Origin of the sequence: Mesorhizobium vachelliae, assembly GCF_033977325.1 — a bacterium.
GTDB classification, from domain to species: domain Bacteria; phylum Pseudomonadota; class Alphaproteobacteria; order Rhizobiales; family Rhizobiaceae; genus Mesorhizobium; species Mesorhizobium vachelliae.
In genome coordinates, this window is the sequence record NZ_JAVIIR010000010.1 from 176838 (window position 1) to 193159 (window position 16322).

General features: G+C 65.0%; 17 protein-coding genes. 6 read left to right on the top strand and 11 right to left on the bottom strand.

The annotated features are described in order from the left end of the window. Positions 1 to 4 precede the first annotated feature (4 nt). Both RFM41_RS21650 and RFM41_RS21655 read right to left on the bottom strand, forming a co-directional pair. A complete protein-coding gene (locus RFM41_RS21650; RefSeq protein ID WP_320250892.1) occupies positions 5 to 799 on the bottom strand; it encodes a lysophospholipid acyltransferase family protein in 795 nt (264 codons plus the stop codon). Positions 800 to 938: 139 nt separating this feature from the next. After that, positions 939 to 1841 carry a LysR family transcriptional regulator gene (locus tag RFM41_RS21655; RefSeq protein ID WP_320250893.1) on the bottom strand — a complete coding sequence of 301 codons (903 nt, stop codon included), beginning with the start codon at positions 1839 to 1841 and terminating at the stop codon, positions 939 to 941. A gap of 214 nt (positions 1842 to 2055) precedes the next feature. Here RFM41_RS21655 and RFM41_RS21660 point away from each other — a divergent pair, with 214 nt between their 5' ends. Further along, positions 2056 to 2676: a pyridoxamine 5'-phosphate oxidase family protein gene (locus tag RFM41_RS21660; protein ID WP_320250895.1), complete on the top strand. Its 621-nt coding sequence runs from the start codon at positions 2056 to 2058 to the stop codon at positions 2674 to 2676. Here the strand turns inward: RFM41_RS21660 and RFM41_RS21665 are convergent. The 3 genes from RFM41_RS21665 to ftsE all read right to left on the bottom strand — a co-directional run bounded on the left by RFM41_RS21665 (position 2673) and on the right by ftsE (position 5201). Beyond that, positions 2673 to 3362 carry a YdcF family protein gene (locus RFM41_RS21665; protein WP_320250897.1) on the bottom strand — a complete coding sequence of 230 codons (690 nt, stop codon included), beginning with the start codon at positions 3360 to 3362 and terminating at the stop codon, positions 2673 to 2675. The two genes, RFM41_RS21660 and RFM41_RS21665, sit on opposite strands and share 4 nt — an antisense overlap. Positions 3363 to 3556: 194 nt before the next feature. After that, entirely contained in the window at positions 3557 to 4549 is a 993-nt protein-coding gene (locus tag RFM41_RS21670) for a cell division protein FtsX (protein WP_320250898.1), read from the bottom strand. Next, positions 4542 to 5201, bottom strand: a complete 660-nt coding sequence (gene ftsE / locus RFM41_RS21675; RefSeq protein ID WP_320250900.1) for a cell division ATP-binding protein FtsE — start codon at positions 5199 to 5201, stop codon at positions 4542 to 4544. The genes RFM41_RS21670 and ftsE overlap by 8 nt, the downstream gene beginning before the upstream one ends. Before the next feature lie 180 nt (positions 5202 to 5381). Here ftsE and RFM41_RS21680 point away from each other — a divergent pair, with 180 nt between their 5' ends. From RFM41_RS21680 to RFM41_RS21690, 3 genes are all read left to right on the top strand, one after another. Next, positions 5382 to 6020, top strand: coding sequence for a hypothetical protein (locus RFM41_RS21680; RefSeq protein WP_320250902.1), 639 nt, complete (start codon positions 5382 to 5384; stop codon positions 6018 to 6020). Between the two features lie 83 nt (positions 6021 to 6103). Next, positions 6104 to 6646, top strand: a complete 543-nt coding sequence (hpt, locus tag RFM41_RS21685; protein WP_320250903.1) for a hypoxanthine phosphoribosyltransferase — start codon at positions 6104 to 6106, stop codon at positions 6644 to 6646. An 80-nt stretch (positions 6647 to 6726) separates the two neighbouring features. Further along, the gene (locus RFM41_RS21690; protein WP_320250905.1) at positions 6727 to 7098 is read left to right on the top strand and encodes a response regulator; all 372 of its coding nucleotides are present in this window, start codon (positions 6727 to 6729) and stop codon (positions 7096 to 7098) included. Here the strand turns inward: RFM41_RS21690 and RFM41_RS21695 are convergent. After that, a complete protein-coding gene (locus RFM41_RS21695) occupies positions 7081 to 8046 on the bottom strand; it encodes a DMT family transporter (RefSeq protein WP_320250906.1) in 966 nt (321 codons plus the stop codon). The two genes, RFM41_RS21690 and RFM41_RS21695, sit on opposite strands and share 18 nt — an antisense overlap. A gap of 210 nt (positions 8047 to 8256) precedes the next feature. Between RFM41_RS21695 and RFM41_RS21700 the strand changes: the two genes are divergently transcribed. Next, entirely contained in the window at positions 8257 to 9141 is an 885-nt protein-coding gene (locus RFM41_RS21700) for a LysR family transcriptional regulator (RefSeq protein ID WP_320250908.1), read from the top strand. 57 nt (positions 9142 to 9198) lie between these two features. Here RFM41_RS21700 and RFM41_RS21705 read toward each other — a convergent pair whose 3' ends face one another. Then, complete coding sequence (locus RFM41_RS21705; RefSeq protein WP_320250910.1) at positions 9199 to 11820, bottom strand: TIGR02302 family protein; 2622 nt, start codon at positions 11818 to 11820, stop codon at positions 9199 to 9201. 114 nt (positions 11821 to 11934) lie between these two features. Beyond that, on the bottom strand, positions 11935 to 12876 hold the full coding sequence (locus RFM41_RS21710) for a threonine/serine dehydratase (protein ID WP_320250912.1): 942 nt from the start codon (positions 12874 to 12876) through the stop codon (positions 11935 to 11937). A gap of 50 nt (positions 12877 to 12926) precedes the next feature. Here RFM41_RS21710 and RFM41_RS21715 point away from each other — a divergent pair, with 50 nt between their 5' ends. Next, a complete protein-coding gene (locus RFM41_RS21715; protein ID WP_320250914.1) occupies positions 12927 to 13229 on the top strand; it encodes an ArsR/SmtB family transcription factor in 303 nt (100 codons plus the stop codon). A gap of 16 nt (positions 13230 to 13245) precedes the next feature. On the opposite strand, the gene lysA is transcribed toward RFM41_RS21715, so the two are convergent. The 3 genes from lysA to argH all read right to left on the bottom strand — a co-directional run bounded on the left by lysA (position 13246) and on the right by argH (position 16305). Further along, positions 13246 to 14514 carry a diaminopimelate decarboxylase gene (gene lysA, locus RFM41_RS21720; RefSeq protein WP_320250916.1) on the bottom strand — a complete coding sequence of 423 codons (1269 nt, stop codon included), beginning with the start codon at positions 14512 to 14514 and terminating at the stop codon, positions 13246 to 13248. A gap of 55 nt (positions 14515 to 14569) precedes the next feature. Then, a complete protein-coding gene (locus tag RFM41_RS21725; protein WP_320250918.1) occupies positions 14570 to 14776 on the bottom strand; it encodes a lipoprotein in 207 nt (68 codons plus the stop codon). A gap of 128 nt (positions 14777 to 14904) precedes the next feature. Then, positions 14905 to 16305: an argininosuccinate lyase gene (argH, locus tag RFM41_RS21730; RefSeq protein WP_320250920.1), complete on the bottom strand. Its 1401-nt coding sequence runs from the start codon at positions 16303 to 16305 to the stop codon at positions 14905 to 14907. Between the last annotated feature and the right edge of the window lie 17 nt (positions 16306 to 16322).

Consider the following 16322-nt stretch of genomic DNA (forward strand, 5'->3'; position numbering starts at 1 on the left):
CGGGTCAGGTCTTCGCGGTAACGCCGAGCTCCGCCAGGCGCTTGACCGCCGTCGGCGGCATGGGCGGCGGGTTCGGCGCCTGCGCTGCCTCGACGAGCATCTGGTCGCAGGCAGCCTCGGTCTCTCCGATCAGCCGCTGCATGAATTCCTCCTTGCCGAGCCCGGGCGGGATCGCGGGCAGGAAGCGGGCCTTGATGGTGCCCGGATAGCGCAGGAACTTGCGGCGCGGCCAATAGAGCCCCGCGACATGAGCCACCGGGACCACGGGAACGCCGAGCTGCGTGTAGAGCTCGACAATGCCGTATTTGTAGGACGGCTCGGCGCCCGGCGGGCGGCGCGTGCCTTCGGGATAGATGATGAGCTGGCGCGGATTGCGGTTCATCTCCTGCCTGGTCGCGACGACGACCGCCTTCAGCGCTTTCGAGCGGCTGCCGCGGTCGACCGGGATCATGCGCATCTTCATGATGTACCAGCCGAAGAAGGGGATCCAGGTCAGCTCGCGCTTCAGGATGTAGAGCGCGTCGTCGAGATAGGGGAAGAAGGCGATTGCGTCCCAGAAGGACTGGTGCTTCGGCGCCAGGATGAAGGAGCCTTCCGGCAGGTTCTCGACGCCGGTGATCTCGCTCTTCGTCGCGGCGATCTTGTCATAGAGCCACATCGAGGTGCGCGACCAGAATTTCGGCACGAACCAGGCGCGATGGCGCGGCGACAGGAAATAATAGGGCGTCCAGAAGATCATCTGGACGATCAGGCTGAGATAGAAGACGAGGTTGAACGCCAGCGAGCGGATGATGAGCATGCAAGGGGCCCGTGAGGAAGTGTGCGTTGGTTACACCAAGCGGCGGCAAAAAGGAAACGGCACGGTGGTCGAATGCCGGCCACTCATGTCTTGCCGCAATTCCGGACGGAAAACCGCGATGCACTTTTCCTGGAATTGCTTAAAGTGACCGCGCCAGCCTCTCCTTCAGGCGCGGCGCGGCGAAATCGAGGAAGGCGCGCAGCTTCACCGGCAGCCGGCCCTGGCCTGCATGGACGAGGCTTACCGGCCAGGGCGGCGGCTCGAACGGCTCAAGCACCAGCCGTAGCGCGTCGGCGCGCAGGGCGGCATCGGCCTGGTAGGAGAGCACTTTCGTCAGGCCAAGGTCGGCGACCGCGGCATCGATCGCCGCCTCGGCGGTGTTGACCTGGAGGCGCGAGCGGACCGGGACCATGGTTTCCGCCTTGCCTGTCCCGAAGCTCCATGTCGCGGGAGCGGCAAGGCCTTCGAAGGTGATGCAGTTGTGGCCCGCGAGGTCCGGCGGTTGCTCCGGCGTGCCATGCATGGCGAGATAGGCGGGACTTGCGCAGACGATGCGGCGGATGGAGCCGACGCGGATCGCGACCATGGCCGAATCCGGTAGCTCGCCGATGCGCACGGCAAGATCGATATGCTCCTCGACCAGCTGGGTGATCCGGTCCGACAAGGTCAGGCGGATATCCACCTGCGGATAGGCGTCGAGAAAGCCGGTGATCACCGGCAGCACATGCAGGCGGCCGAAGACGACCGGCGCCGTGATCACCAACTCGCCGGTCGGGCTCGAATATTCGCCGGCCGCGGTGCGCTCGGCCTCGCTGACCTCGTCGAGGATGCGGCGGCAGGCTGCAAGATAGGACTGGCCGGCATCGGTCAATGTCAGCCGCCGCGTCGAGCGGTTGAGCAGGCGCGTCCTCAAATGCTTCTCCAGTTCGGAGAGCTTGCGGCTGGCGGTCGCCAGCGGCACGCCGGCGCGCCTGGCCGCGGCGGAAAGGCTGCCGGCCTCCACCGTGGCGACGAACAGCGACATGGCGTCGAGCCGGTCCATTATTCTTCCGAAATCTGGAAAGATGGATTGCGAATATGCTCCCTACATCCGATTTTCGGAAGAGGCTAAATGATGTGCGACCCTGCCCGAGAGCCGGATGGTTTCAGGTCGAATTGACCTGAAACCTGAATCCGGCTCTAAATCAAAGAGATAGAGCATGATGTCGTCCGAAACCGCTTCACACTTTTCGGCATCATGCTCCAGGAGCGCCGGCATGAATGAATTCACCAGCGACGTCGCCTTCACGCCGACCGTCAAGGCCATCCAGTCCCGGAAGGGATCGCGTGATTCCTATGCGCGCGTCGAACAGCGCGGCGGCTGGCGGGCAACGATCACGTCGGACCTCGCCGCTTTCATCGAGGCGCAAACCAGCGTGTTCCTGGCGACGGCAAACGCCGAAGGCCAGCCCTACATCCAGCATCGCGGCGGGCCGGCCGGCTTCCTCAAGGTGCTGGACGAGCACATGATCGGCTTTGCCGACTTTTCTGGCAACCGGCAATTCATCACCCAGGGCAATCTCGAGGACAACGGCCAGGCGTTCCTGTTCCTCATCGACTACATGCTCAGGCAGCGCATCAAGATCTGGGGCAGGGCGCGCGTCGTCGAAAATGACCCGGAACTGATGGCGAAGCTGATGCCGCCCGACTATAGGGCGCGGCCGGAGCAGGCGATCCTGTTCACGGTCACGGCCTGGGATGCCAATTGCCCGCAGCACATCCCGCAGCGTTTCGAGGCGGCGGACGTCGCCGCGGCGCTGGCCGAGCGAGACCAGCGTATCGCCGGGCTGGAGCAGGAGATTGCTCGCTTGCGCGATAATGCAGCGGCCAAGGTTTAGTTCTTCACGGCGGTCGATGCTTCCGCCAGCGCTACGCCCTCGGGCGTCGTGCGAAGCGGCAGGAAGCCGCGGGCCAGCGACAGCACATATTTGCTGTATTCGGTCAGCAGCACGCGCAGCGCCTCCGGCTTTGTCAGCCAGCTGCCATTGCCGAGATTGGTGTTGACCACCGGATAGGGTTCGAGGCGTGCGCCGTGCAGCAGCCGGCCCATCTCGAGCAGGCTGCGCGGCATGTGGTAGTTGTTGGTGACGATGATGATGCTGCCATAGGCGTGGTTCTCCACCCATTTGGCGCTTTCCTCGGCATTGCCGATCGTGTCGAGCGCGGCGCGGTCGATATCGACGCAGCAGGAGAAGAGCTGCTTGTCGCCGCCCATCGCCACTTGCAATTGGCGCCTGGTGGCTGAGGGATGCACACCGCTGATCAGCAGGCGTTCGCCCTTGCCCGAGGCCAGCAGGTCCATTGCCGCATCGAGCCGCGACTGGCCGCCGGTGAGCACGATGATGGCGTCGGCCTTGGCCGGATTGGTTGGGGTCGTCATATGGCTGACCTTGTCGGCGAACCAGCCGAAGCCGCCGGCAAAAAGCACCAGCGCGGCGAGAAGGACGAAACCGCAGGCGCGCAGGGCGAGCCGCAGACGGCTGGGCGCAGCGGAAGCAGCGGCGCGTGCATGCACCACCGGCATCCGTCCAGCTGTCCCGATCGAATCCCGCGCTTCCATCATCCCCAGGTTAACCCCGAAAACATCGCATGGTTAACTCCGAAATGCGGCCTTTGATGGGTAAGACGCGCACATTGCGTTACGGCAAGTGTCCCATATGTGATCGTTGTCTTATATGTGTATAACGCTTTGCGCCGGCTTTCGTTTGATCTCATGGGTCAGCCCGCATCCGGCTGGCGAACGTCGATGTCGCTGAGATAGGCGACGACGGTCGCATGCGAGGTGGCCGCGGTCAGCGCGCCGATCACCAGCACCATCAGGCCGACGCCGAAATAGCCTGCCGAACCGATGGCGAAATTGCCGAACAAAGCGGTCGCCTGGTCGGCCTCAGGCGTGGCCATGTTGCGCGACGACCACCAGGAAAAGACGATGAAGACGACGATCGCGAGCGCGCCGCCGGCGGCCGCGCCCTTCATGCCGGTGACCAGGAAATGCCAGCGGAATTCTCGCGCGATGAAGCGCGCCTCGGCGCCGACGAAATGCAACACCTCGATGATGTGGCCGTTGCCGGCCATGGCGCCGCGCGTGGCGAACACCACCGTCAGCACCGTTGCCGACAGCATCAGCACCAGAACGGCGATGCCGATCGTCACCGTCGTGTGGGCCATGGCGACCAGACGGTCGACCCAGGTGCGGTGGTCGTCGAGCGCCGCGGTCGGGATCTTTGGCGTGATGGCGGCGCGCATGGCGGCGAAGTCCGGCGGGCTGGCCTCGTCGATGGTGACGATGATGAGGCGCGGCACCGGCAGCTCGTCGATGTTGAGGCCGCTGCCCAGCCATGGCTCCAGAAGGCGCGCCGTCGCGTCGCGGTCGATGATCTTGGTGCCCTTCACGCCGGGGAAGTCGCTGGCGATCTGCGAGGCCTGCGCAAGGGCCGCCTCCATGTCGAGACCGTCTGCCGGCTTGATCTGGATCGTCGCCTCGCGCGAGATCTGGTTCTCCCAGACCGAGGCGGTGTCGCGCACCAGCGTCACCGCGCCGAAGGTGAGGCAGGACAGGAAGGTCATGATGGCGATGACCAGCACCAGCGCCCGTCCGGCGATGTTTTGCGCCGGCACGATCGGCGCCGTCTTGCGCTGGACACGCCGGGCCATCACCGGCGCCTCGGCGCCGGCTTCGTCGTGGAGGTGATCGGCCGGAAAGTCAGTCATAGACGTCCAACCTTCCACCGGCCAGAATCATGCGTCGCGCATCGACCTGTTCCATCAGGCCGAGGTCGTGGGTGGCGATGACCACAGCCGTGCCCAACCGGTTCAATTCGATAAACAGCCTGAGCAGCCGGCGCGCCAGCGGCGGGTCGACATTGCCGGTGGGCTCGTCGGCCAAAAGGATCTCCGGCTGTTCGATCAAGGCCCGGGCAATCGCGGCGCGCTGCTTCTCGCCGCCCGACAGCACCGGCGGCAGCACATGCATGCGGTCGCCGAGGCCGACCCATTTCAAGAGCTCGGTGACGTCGGTGCGATAGGTCGCTTCCTCGCGCCCACGCACACGCAGCGGCAGCGCAACATTCTCGTAGGTCGTCATGTGGTCGAGCAGGCGGAAATCCTGGAACACCACGCCGATGCGGCGGCGCAGCAGCGGCAATTCGCTGCGCGAGATGCGCGAGCGGTCCTTGCCGAAGATGGTGATCAGGCCGCGCGTCGGCTTCAGCGACATGAACAAAAGGCGCAGCAAGGTCGTCTTGCCGGCGCCCGAGGGGCCGCTCAGGAACTGAAAGGAGCGCTCCGGAATGTGCAGGGAAATGTCGCGGAGAATCTCCGGACCCATGCCATAGCGGAGGCCGACATTTTCGAAGCGGATCACGTTCGGCGACCTGAAACTCTCGGCGGCGACGCGCCACAATCTACTTTAACAGACCATCGGCCGGCATGGTTAACCGGCGGTTAATTTTTCGACGTTCGGTGTTCGTCAAAGCCATTCCGGTGGGGAAGCGTTAACCAATTCCGTTTACGCAAAAGAAACGAAGACTGCACTGGTGCCGTAATGGCTGACGGAAGAACCGCGCGCCCTGTTTCCGGCGAAATCATGACCGGGCCGGCAACAAATGCCGCGCCGGACCGCGTGGTTTTCGATGCGGCCAATATCGTCGATGCCGACTATGTGGTGCTGCCGCGTTTTGTCGCGCACCCGCGACCGTCGACGGCGGCGACGCCACAGATTCCCTCGGCGCCATCGATCGAAGGCATGGGCATGCTGCGCAAACCCGAGGCCGCGCCGTTGCGGTCCTCGCGTGGCGGTCCGGTGTTCTGGATCGCCGGCGTCGGCATAGCACTCGCCTCCTTCTGGGTGTCGGGCGGTCACGCGCTGGTCCGGCACAGTCCGTTCTGGGTGAACGCCGCGCCGGCGAGCGCGCTCACCATTTCCGGTGTGACGTCGCGCATCGATGCGTCGGGCTTGAAGCCGGTGCTCTTCGTCGATGGCGAGGCCGCCAATGACGGGATGAGGTCGGAAACACTGCCGCCGTTAGAAATCCGCGTCACCGACAACAACGCCAACATCATTCGCTACAGGCTGGGGACATCGAACCGTTCCCTGGGACCGGGCGAAAGATTCGGCTTTTCCAGCCGCCTCGATGTGCCTAAAGACGGCGTAAGGACAGTCTCCGTAATCTTCGCCGGCTAGGTGCGCCGATATTCAGGTGAGGCCGGCCTGACCTGAATCTCAACCCGTCTATCGACGTCGATGCCGATTTTGAGGATAAAACTATGCCAGTAGTGCGTGGCAAGGATATCGAAGTCTTGTTTTCGGCGTCGGCGATCGCGCGCCGCAACCTCGAGCTCGCCAAGGAAATCGCCGGGCGCGACTACCACGATCTTCTGGTGATCTCGATCCTCAAGGGCTCGTTCGTCTTCGCCGCCGATCTCATCCGCGCCATGCATGATGTCGGCCTGTCGCCGGAAGTCGAGTTCATCTTCATCTCCAGCTATGGCGCCGGCACCACGAGTGGCGAGGTCAGGGTGCTGCGCGACATCGACAACGAGGTCGCCGGCCGGGACGTGCTGTTGATCGACGACATTCTGGAATCCGGCAAGACGCTCACCTTCACCCGCGACCTGATGCTTTCGCGCGGCGCCAGGAGCTGCGCCATCGCGGTGCTGCTCGACAAGCGGATGCGCCGCCAGACCTCGCTCAACGCCGACTATGTCGGCTTCGATTGCCCGGACTATTTCGTCGTCGGCTATGGCATGGATGTCGCCCATGCGTTCCGCGAGTTGCCGTTTGTCGGGGTGGTGAAGGGCGACGCCTGAGGCGCAGGGGCCGTTCCGAAAAACTGCCGATCGTTAGAATTTTCAGAAAACATCAACGTTTCGGCGGCATCTATCTCGGCATGGCAAAGCTTCTGATCGTCGAGGACGATGAATCCGTCCGCACCCTCGCCGCCCGCGCGCTGGAGCGCGACGGCCATGATGTCACCGTCGCCACCGACGGCGCGCAGGGGCTGGACCTGATCCGCAAAGCCTGTGGCGGCTACGAGCTGGTGGTGTCCGACATCCGCATGCCGGAAATGGACGGCATCGAGATGGCGACGGCCGCCGCCAGAGAGTTCCCTGCGATGAGGATCATGCTGATGACCGGCTATGCCGATCAGCGCGAGCGCGCCGAGGAACTGAACGGCATCATCCTCGACGTTGTGCAGAAGCCGTTCACGCTTGCCGAAATCCGCACCCGCGTCGGCAAGGCATTAAGCTGCTTCGTTTGAGACCGCATTGGTCGTGACAGGGGCGGCCGGCGCGGCACTTCGCCGACGCCCGCCGCTGAGCGCAAGCAGGCCGGCGCCGATGATCAGCGCCGCACCGAGCACTGTCGTTTCGCGCGGCACCTCCGCGAAGAACAGGAACCCCCACAGCGGCGACCACAGGATGCCGGTGTATTCGAACGTGGCGACGCGGTTGGCGGGCGCCATGCGGTAGGCCTGTGACAACAGGATCATGCCGGCGGAAGCGACGAAGCCGCAGGCAGCCATCTTCAGGAAATCCGGCATCGTCGGCCACACCCATGGCCGCACCAGGAATTCGACGCTCGGATGGGCCGCATGCGTGATGCCGGCAAGGTGGAAGACGGTCGCAACCGCAACGGCGCCGCTGAGATAGGCGCCGTTTTGGTAGAAGGCCATTACCGTCGATGATTCGGTGTCGCCGATGCGGCGCGCCATCAGTTGCGAGAAGCCGTAGAGGAAGGCCGAGCCCAGCGACAGCAGTGCCGCCCAGTCGAACACGCCGGCGCCGGGGCGCACCATCACCAGCACGCCGACCAGGCCGATCAGCACCGTCGCCAGCGTCTTCCACGACACGCGCTCGCCGAGATAGGGTCCGGCCATCGCCATGATGAACAGCGGCGCCATGAAATAGAGCGCCACCGCATCGGCCAGCGGCAAGGCGGCGATCGCCAGATAATAGACCGTGTAGGACGAGAACTGGATGAAGGCGCGCAGCGTCAGCATGCCGAAGCGCTTCGACAGCACCGCCTTCAGGCCGACATCGGCCTGGACGATGACGATCAGGATCGGCAGCGCGACGACGGCGCGGATCGCCATCACCTCGGTCACCGGATAGCCGCCCGACACCGCCTTCACCAGCGGATCCTGCAACGAAAAGACCAGCACGCCGAGGCAGAGGCTCAGTATGCCAAGCACCATCCGGTTCCGCATCAGTCTCGGCCCCCCGCGAGCCGTAATCTACCAGCAAAAAGAACCCGCTACCGTTTTCAGGCAGCGGGCACGAGTGAGGACTCTTCGTTGGTCCGCGGCCGATTTCGCGGTCGCATATCCAATGGGTGTGGCGACTATCCTGCGGCGTTTGACATGTTGCAAACGAATTGGAATGATGCCAGCAATCAAATTTTCTTATGGCGACCCCCAATGAGACCAGTCCTCGACAGCGACCTCCTCCGAACCTTCGTGGCGGTGGCCGAAACCGGCAATTTCACACGTGCGGCGGAGAAAGCCGGGCGCACTCAATCGGCCGTGTCGATGCAGATGAAGAAGCTGGAGGACATGGTCGGCGACGATCTGTTCGAGCGCGGCTCGCGCGGCGTGGCGCTGACGCGCCGTGGCGGCGAGCTCATCGTCAATGCGCGCCGGATCGTCTCGCTGCTCGACGAGACGGCGGCTTCGCTGGTGGCGCCGCCGCTCGGCGGGCTGGTGCGCATCGGCATCCCGGCCGAATATGGCCGCTCGATCCTGTCGCGGGCGCTGGGCGAATTCGCCAAGCGGCATCCGCGCGTCGAGGTCACGGTGCGCTACGCGCATTCGGATTCGCAGGTGCGGGCGCTCGCGGCCGGCGAGCTCGACCTCGCCGTGGTGTTCGAATGGGAGGGCTCTTCCGGCGGCGAGGTGCTGATGCACGACCCGACGGTCTGGGTGACGTCGAAGCTGCACCACATGCATGAGGAGCGGCCGGTGCCGATCGCGCTTTACAGCCGCAACGGCTGGTGCCGCGACTTCGCCATCAAGTCGCTGCAGCAGCGCGGCCTCGACTACCGCGTCGCCTACACCAGCGACACCAATGGCGGCCTCACGCTCGCGGTCACTTCCGGCCTTGCCATCGCGCCGATCTCGCGCAGCAACATCCCGGAAGATTGCCGCGAGCTGACGGCTGCCGACGGCTTCGGCGACATCGATTCCTCCAATGTCGTGCTGCACCGCAATCCGCAGGCGACCGGCGAAGCGATCGACGGCATGGAGAACGCGATTCGCGAGGCCTTCATGCTGACCAGGCAGGCGAGTGTGGCAGTCGGTGGTTGAGCGGCGTCAACGGCCATCCGACGAAGGCGGAACGCCAAAAGCGACCCTGTAAGACTATTATTTCAGCTCCAGCAGCCGTTCGAGATAGCTGCGCTCGATGTCGGGGCTGAGCGCATTGCCGAGCCGCTTGCGGATCGCGTCGAGGATCTGGCGGGCGCGCTGCACGTCGATCTCATCGGGGACTTTGACCGAGGTGCCGTCATCGGGGCCGTTGGTGGCGCGCGGTCGGCCCAGCGGATCGCGGTCGGCATTCTGCTGGCGGCCGCCCTGCTCGCTGCCGCCCTGGTCGCCCTGCATGGCCTGCATCTGCTTCATCATGTCCTTGGCGCCTCGGCGCAGCGCTTCCAGCGCGCGGCCCTGATGGCCGACGGCCTGGTCGCCATCGCCCTGGCCGAGCGATTGCTCGGCGTTGCCCATCGACTTGCCGGCCTCGCCGAAGCCCTCATTGGGCTGCATACCCATGCCTTCGAGGCCCTTCTTCAGCTGGTTGAGCTCGCTCTGCAGCTGGCCTTGGCCTTCCTGCAGCTGCTTCAATGCATCGCTGAGGTCCTTCGGCGACATTTTCGGCCGCGCCAGCGGATCGCGGTCCTGACCGGGGCCCGGCCGCTGGTCGTCCTGGCCCTGCTGCTGCTGTTCGCCGTCCTCGCCGAATTGTTGTTCGCCATTGTCGCGTGAGCCGCGCTGCATCTGGTCCAGCCGGAAGGTGTCGTTCATCATTTCCTGCTGGCGGCGCATGATATCGCCGAGCTTGTCCATCTGCTGGCGCAGCTCGCTATCCTGCTCGCCGCCCGGCTGCTGGCGGCCGGCCTGCAGGTTGTTCATCATGTCCTGCAGCTCGGAGAGAAGCTGCTGCGCCTTGTCGCGATCGCCCGATTTGGCCAGATTCTCGATCTGGTTCATCATGCGGTCGATATCGCTCTGGCGCAGCTCGCGGCCGTTCTGCTGCATCTGCGGCGCGTTCGGGTTCTGCTGCGCGCGCTGGGCGAATTCCTGCAGGAACTGGTTCATCGCCTCGCGCAGTTCCTTCATCGCCTTTTCGATCTCCTGATCGCTGGCGCCGTTCTTGATGGCGTCCTGCAACGCCTGTTGCGCCTGTCGTAGCCGGCGCTCGGCGGCCGACAGATTGCCTTCCTCGATGCCGAGCGCGATCTCCCACAGATAGGACACGACGTTGCGCAGCTGGTCGTCGCTCTCGGAGAGCTTCAGACGGCTCCTCGCGCTCATGATGGCGAGATAGTTCGACATGTTGTCGAACGTGTCCTCGGGCCGCAGCGTGATCGCATCCATCAGGTCGAGGACGCGCGGCTTGGCATTGGTGTCGAGCGCCAGCAGGCGGCGCTGCTCGATCACCGCTTTAGCCAGCGGATTGGCGAAGGGCCGCTCGGGCATCGCAAGCGTCTTGGTTTCGCTGGTCGCGGTGTGGCCGGCATCGTCGGTGACACTCAGCGTCAGCTTGATGTTGGTGCCTGCCCAGACATGTTCGGTCAGGTCCTTGGTCGTCTTGGCCGCGCTCGCCTTGCCGCCACGGCGCGGCAGGGTCAACGGCATGTCGGGCGGACCGTAGAGCGGATGCGCGTTGGCGGCCGGCGGGTCCGACGGCTCGAAAACGGCCTTGGCGGAGGCTGCGCCATAGTCGTCGGAGATCTCGTAGTTCAGCTCGAGGGCGCCGTTGACGGCACGCTTCGGCTCGCCGACGAAGCGGATCGTCGGCGGCTTGTCGGGAATGACGGCAAAGGCCCAGTGGCCGAGATCGCCGTCACCGGATTTCAGCGTCAGCGTGCCGTTGGTGTTCAGCTTGCCGGAGAACTGGCGCACCTTCGGCGCCGTCTGGCTGGCGGCGGCGGGCGCGGTCCCCTTGGGTGCTACCGGCGCCGTGGGCTCGATGGCGCGGTCATTGCCGCCTTGATCGGCATAGCTCAGCGTTTCCTCGCCCGAGCCGCCGGTGACGCGCAGCGAGACGTCGCTGCCTTGCGGAACGGAGAAAGTCTGGACGGCCTGGTTGGCATCGGCCGTCAGGAACAGCGGCGCCTTGCCGGTATAGGCGGGCGGCGTCACCCAGGCGTCGATGCGCGGCGGCACGGTATCGTGCGAAGCACGGGCGACAAAGGCGTCGCTGACCCTGCCGCCAAAGGGTCCGAGGGAGAAGGCCAAAGCGGTGACGAACAGCAGCCCCGCCACGGCGCGCAGGCCCCAGCGGTCATAGTCCGGCACGCCGGTGCGCGGCCGGTCGGCGCCGAGGCTCGAAAGCCGCTCGGCCATGCGCTTCTGGTGCTCGCGCCACAGCGCCTGCGAGAAGATGCTCTCGGCCCCGCTCGGCCGATCGGTCTGCGCCTGCACCGGGCTGTGCAGCAGCTCGTTCGCCGCTTCGATGCGACGGTCGATCTCGGCGGCCGACGGCATGCGGAAGAAGCGGAGCGGATAGAGCGCCGCGACCGCCGCCAGCGCGAACAGGATCAGAAGGCCGATGCGCACCACGTCCGGCAGACGCGGGAACAGGCCGAACCATGAAAAGCTGAGAAACAGGCTGGCGACGACCAGCAGCGGCAGCACGAGCGGCCAGGCGCGCTCGAAGAGTATCGAGGCCCGCGTCGCCAACCGGCTGAGCGCCAAGCGCCCGGCCAGACCGCGTTCACCGCTGGCCAGGCCGCGTTCGCCGCTGGAAATGGGTCGTTCGGTCATCGGCCCTTCCTGCCCGGGCACAATAGCCCGGACGTCATCAGCAGAAGGATACCAACAAACACGGCAAAGGCGAGGCGGGTTCCAAAAACGTGAAGCGGTTTGGCCGGGTTATGATCAGAAATTGGCGGGATTCGTGTTGGAACCGCAGACCAGGACGGCCACGCGCTCGGTCTCCGCCGGCACATAGCGCCCGGAAAGCATGGCGGCGAAGGCGGCCGCGCCGCCCGGCTCGGCGATGATTCGCACGCGGTCCCACAGCGCCTTCTGCGCCTCGACGATGTCGTCGTCGCTGACCAGGATCGAGCGCTCGACGAAGGCCTCGGCGATCGGAAACATCATTTCGCCGACGCGCTTCGGCGCCAGCGAATCGGCGGCAATGCCTTCTGCGGGCGCGTCGACCGGCTGGCCGGCCTCCAGGGCGCGGTAAAGCGTCGGCGCCCCCTCGGGCTCGATGGCGATGATGCGGATGCGTCCCGAGAACCAGGCCGCAATGCCGCCGATCAGGCCGCCGCCGCCGACGGCGACGAGCAGCGTGTCGATTTCAGGCAGATCGGCCTCGATCTCCAGGCCGAGCGTGCCCTGGCCGAGCAGCGTTTCCTCCTGGTTGAAGGCGTGTACCTGCAGGGCTCCGGTCCGGGCGGCAAAATCCTCGCTGGCGGCCAGCGCCTCGGCATAGCGCGCGCCGCCAACCACCAGCTCGGCGCCGTAGCCGCGAATGCGCGCAAGCTTCGCCGGCGGGCTGACCTCGGGCACGAAGATGCTGGCCTTGTGGCCGAGCTTCATGGCGGCATAAGCGACCGCGGCGCCATGATTGCCGCCGGAGGCGGCGACCACGCCGGCTTCGGGCACCTGGCGCTCGAGCAGATTGGTGAAGGCGCCGCGCGCTTTGAACGAGCCGGAATGCTGGAGGCATTCGAGCTTGAGATCGACCGGGAAGGCGGGTCGGCCGAAATCCGCCATGTCGACGCGCATGACCGGCGTGTGGCGCACATAGGGGCGGATGCGCGGCTCGACAGCGGCGATGCGTTCGCGCGTGATCGTTCTGGTGTTCAACATGACCTGCTCCTCGGGATTGACTTCAATTAGTAACTTAGCAAAATGGCTAAATGCAAGAGGTCGACATCTTCAAGGCATTTGCCAATGAGCGCAGACTGCAGATCCTCGACTGGCTCAAGGATCCGCGCGCGCATTTTCCGCGCCAGGCCGATGGCGACCTGGTCGAGGACGGTGTCTGCGCGCTGCTGATCGCCGAGAAGCTCGGCATCACCCAGGCGACGCTCAGCGAGCACATGCGTGTGCTGACCCAGGCCGGTCTGCTCAGCACCAAGCGCACCAAGCAATGGATCTTCTATCGCCGCGACGAGGGCCGGATCGCCGAAGCCAAGGCGCTGATCCAAGAGAAGATCTAGCGCTCCTTAAGGCGCGCTACTTCAGCCAGTCGGGGACCGAATCCAGTCCGATCAGGTCCTCATAGGTCTGGCGCGGCCGCACGACGTGAAAACGGTCGCCGTCGACCAGTACCTCCGGCACCAGAAGCCTGGTGTTGTAGGTGCCGGCCTGCACCGCGCCATAGGCGCCGGCGGTTGAAACGGCGATCAGGTCGCCCGCCTTCAGCCTCGGCAGGTCGCGGTCGAGGCCGATGAAATCGCCCGTCTCGCAGACCGGGCCGACGACATCGACCTTCATGCGCGGCGTCGAGGCGGGCGGCTGCACCACCGGCCTGATGTCGTGGAAGGCGTCATAGAGCGTCGGCCGGATCAGGTCGTTCATGGCGGCGTCGACGACGAGGAAGTTCTTGGCGTCGCCTTCCTTCACATAGATGACCTCGGACACCAGGATGCCGGCATTGCCGACGATCAGGCGGCCGGGCTCGAACATCACCTTCAGGCCAAGCCTGGTGACGTGCTTCCTGACGATTTCGGCATAGGCGTCGGGCAGCGGCGGCGGGCTGTTGTCGACACGGTAGGGAATGCCGAGGCCGCCGCCGAGATCGACGTGCTCGATCGCGTGTCCGTCGGCGCGCAGCGCGCCGACCAGCTCGACGAGCAGCGCGAAGGCATCGTCGAAGGGCTGCAACTCGGTGATCTGGCTGCCGATATGGGTGTCGATGCCGGTCACCTTGATCCCCGGCAATTCAGCCGCGCGGGCATAGACCTGCCGCGCGCGCTGCCACGGGATGCCGAACTTGTTCTCGGCCTTGCCGGTCGAGATCTTCTTGTGCGTCCTGGCATCGACGTCCGGATTGATGCGCAGCGAGATGGGCGCCACCTTGCCGAGCGCCACGGCGCGCGCCGACAGCAATTCCAGCTCCGGCTCGGATTCGACATTGAAGCAGAGGATGCCGGCGGAAAGCGCGAAGTCCATTTCCCGCGCCGTCTTGCCGACGCCGGAAAACAGGATCTTGCTGGCCGGGATGCCGGCGGCCAAAGCGCGGCGCAATTCGCCTTCGGAGACCACGTCGGCGCCGGCGCCCTGCTTGGCAAGCGTCCTCAGCACGGCCTGGTTGGAGTTCGCCTTCATGGCGTAGCAGACCAGCGCGTCGAGGCCGGCGAAGGCCTCCCTGAAGACGCGGAAATGCCGGGTCAGCGTCGCCGTCGAATAGCAATAGAAGGGCGTGCCGACCTCGGCTGCGATGTCGGGGATGGCGACGTCCTCGGCATGAAGCACGCCGTCGCGATAATCGAAATGGTTCACGGGGTTCGGTTCCGGAAAGTTGAAGCTCGATGAGATCGGGTCGATCCCGTCGGCTCTAGAGCAGGGGATCGAGGATGAATTTCCTGTCCTTGACCGGTTTCTCCGGCTCGGGCGGCACCGGCTGCTTGGCTTTTTCCGCATCCTTGCGCGCCTGCGCCGCCGCCTCATAGGGCGTGTCGAGGCCCGTCTTCCTGCCGCAGGCCGTGACGGTGACAACTGCCGCCAGCAGCGCGAGCGTCACCAAAATCCTGCTACGGGTCATCGATCCATCCGTTCGAAGCTGATTGCGTGCTGCGCTTTTAGCCGAGTTTTCAGCGCTTTGCATCCCGGCAATTGTTTTGATGCACGGTCGTTCTTCCAGAACCGCCGCACACTTCTGGGCGATATGCATTAAGCCTTGGCGAGCCGCTTTTTCCAGTAGCGCACCTGCTTGCGCACTTCCGACGGCGCGGTGCCGCCGAAGCTTGTGCGGCTCTTCACCGAATTCTGCACGGCAAGCACCGAGAAGATGCCGTCGGTGATGCCGGGATGGATCGAGCGCAGGTCGTCCAGCGAGAGCTTTTCCAGCCCGACCTTCTTCTCCTCGGCGAGCGCCACGGCGCGGCCGGTGACATGATGGGCTTCGCGGAAGGGCAGGCCGAGATTGCGCACCAGCCAGTCGGCAAGGTCGGTCGCGGTGGCGTGGCCGGCACCGGCAGCCTTCTTCATGGCGGCGGCGTTGACGGTCATGTCGCGCACCATGCCGGCGGTCGCCGCCAGCATCAGGTCGAGCGTCTCGGCGGCGTCGAAGACTGCTTCCTTGTCCTCCTGCATGTCCTTGCCATAGGTCAGCGGCATGCCCTTCATCACCGTCAGCAGGCCGACGAGATGGCCGTTGACGCGACCGGTCTTGCCGCGCACCAGCTCGGCGGCGTCCGGGTTCTTCTTCTGCGGCATGATCGAGGAGCCGGTGGAGAAGGAATCCGACAGGCGGATGAAGCCGAATTGCGGCGTCGACCAGATGATGATCTCCTCGGCGAGCCTGGAGAGGTGCGTCGCGCAGATCGCGGCGAGGCTGAGGAACTCGAGCGCGAAATCGCGATCCGAGACGCTGTCCAGCGAATTGCGTGTCGGCTCGCGGAAACCCAGCGCCTTCGCCGTCATGTGGCGATCGATGGAAAAGCTGGTGCCGGCAAGGGCCGCCGCGCCAAGCGGGCTTTCATCCATGCGCTCGATGGCGTCGCGGACGCGCGACAGGTCGCGGCCGAACATCTCGACATAGGCCATGCAGTGGTGACCGAAGGTCACCGGCTGCGCCGCCTGCATATGGGTGAAGCCGGGCATGACGGTCGCCGCATGCTCCTCGGCGCGTTCGAGGAAAGCGGCGATCAGGTCCTTCAGCGCCAGGGCGACGCGCTGGCATTCCTGCTTGACCCAGAGCCGGAGGTCGACTGCCACCTGGTCGTTGCGTGAGCGGGCGGTGTGCAGGCGTCCCGCCGCCGGGCCGATCAGGTCGGCTAGGCGGGCCTCGACATTCATGTGGATGTCTTCCAGCTTGGTCGAGAATTCGAATGTGCCGGCCTCGATCTCTTTCAGGATCGTGTTCAGCCCGTGAGCGATTTTTTCTTGATCGGCCGCCGAAATAATGCCCGTTTCAGCCAACATCTCGCTATGGGCGATCGATCCGCCTATGTCTTGCGCATAGAGCTTGCGGTCGAAGCCGATCGACGCGTTGATCGCTTCCATGATCGCGGCCGGACCCGAGGCAAAACGTCCGCCCCACATCTGGTTGCTGGCCTTCTTGTCGCTCATCGCTATAACCCGTGCTC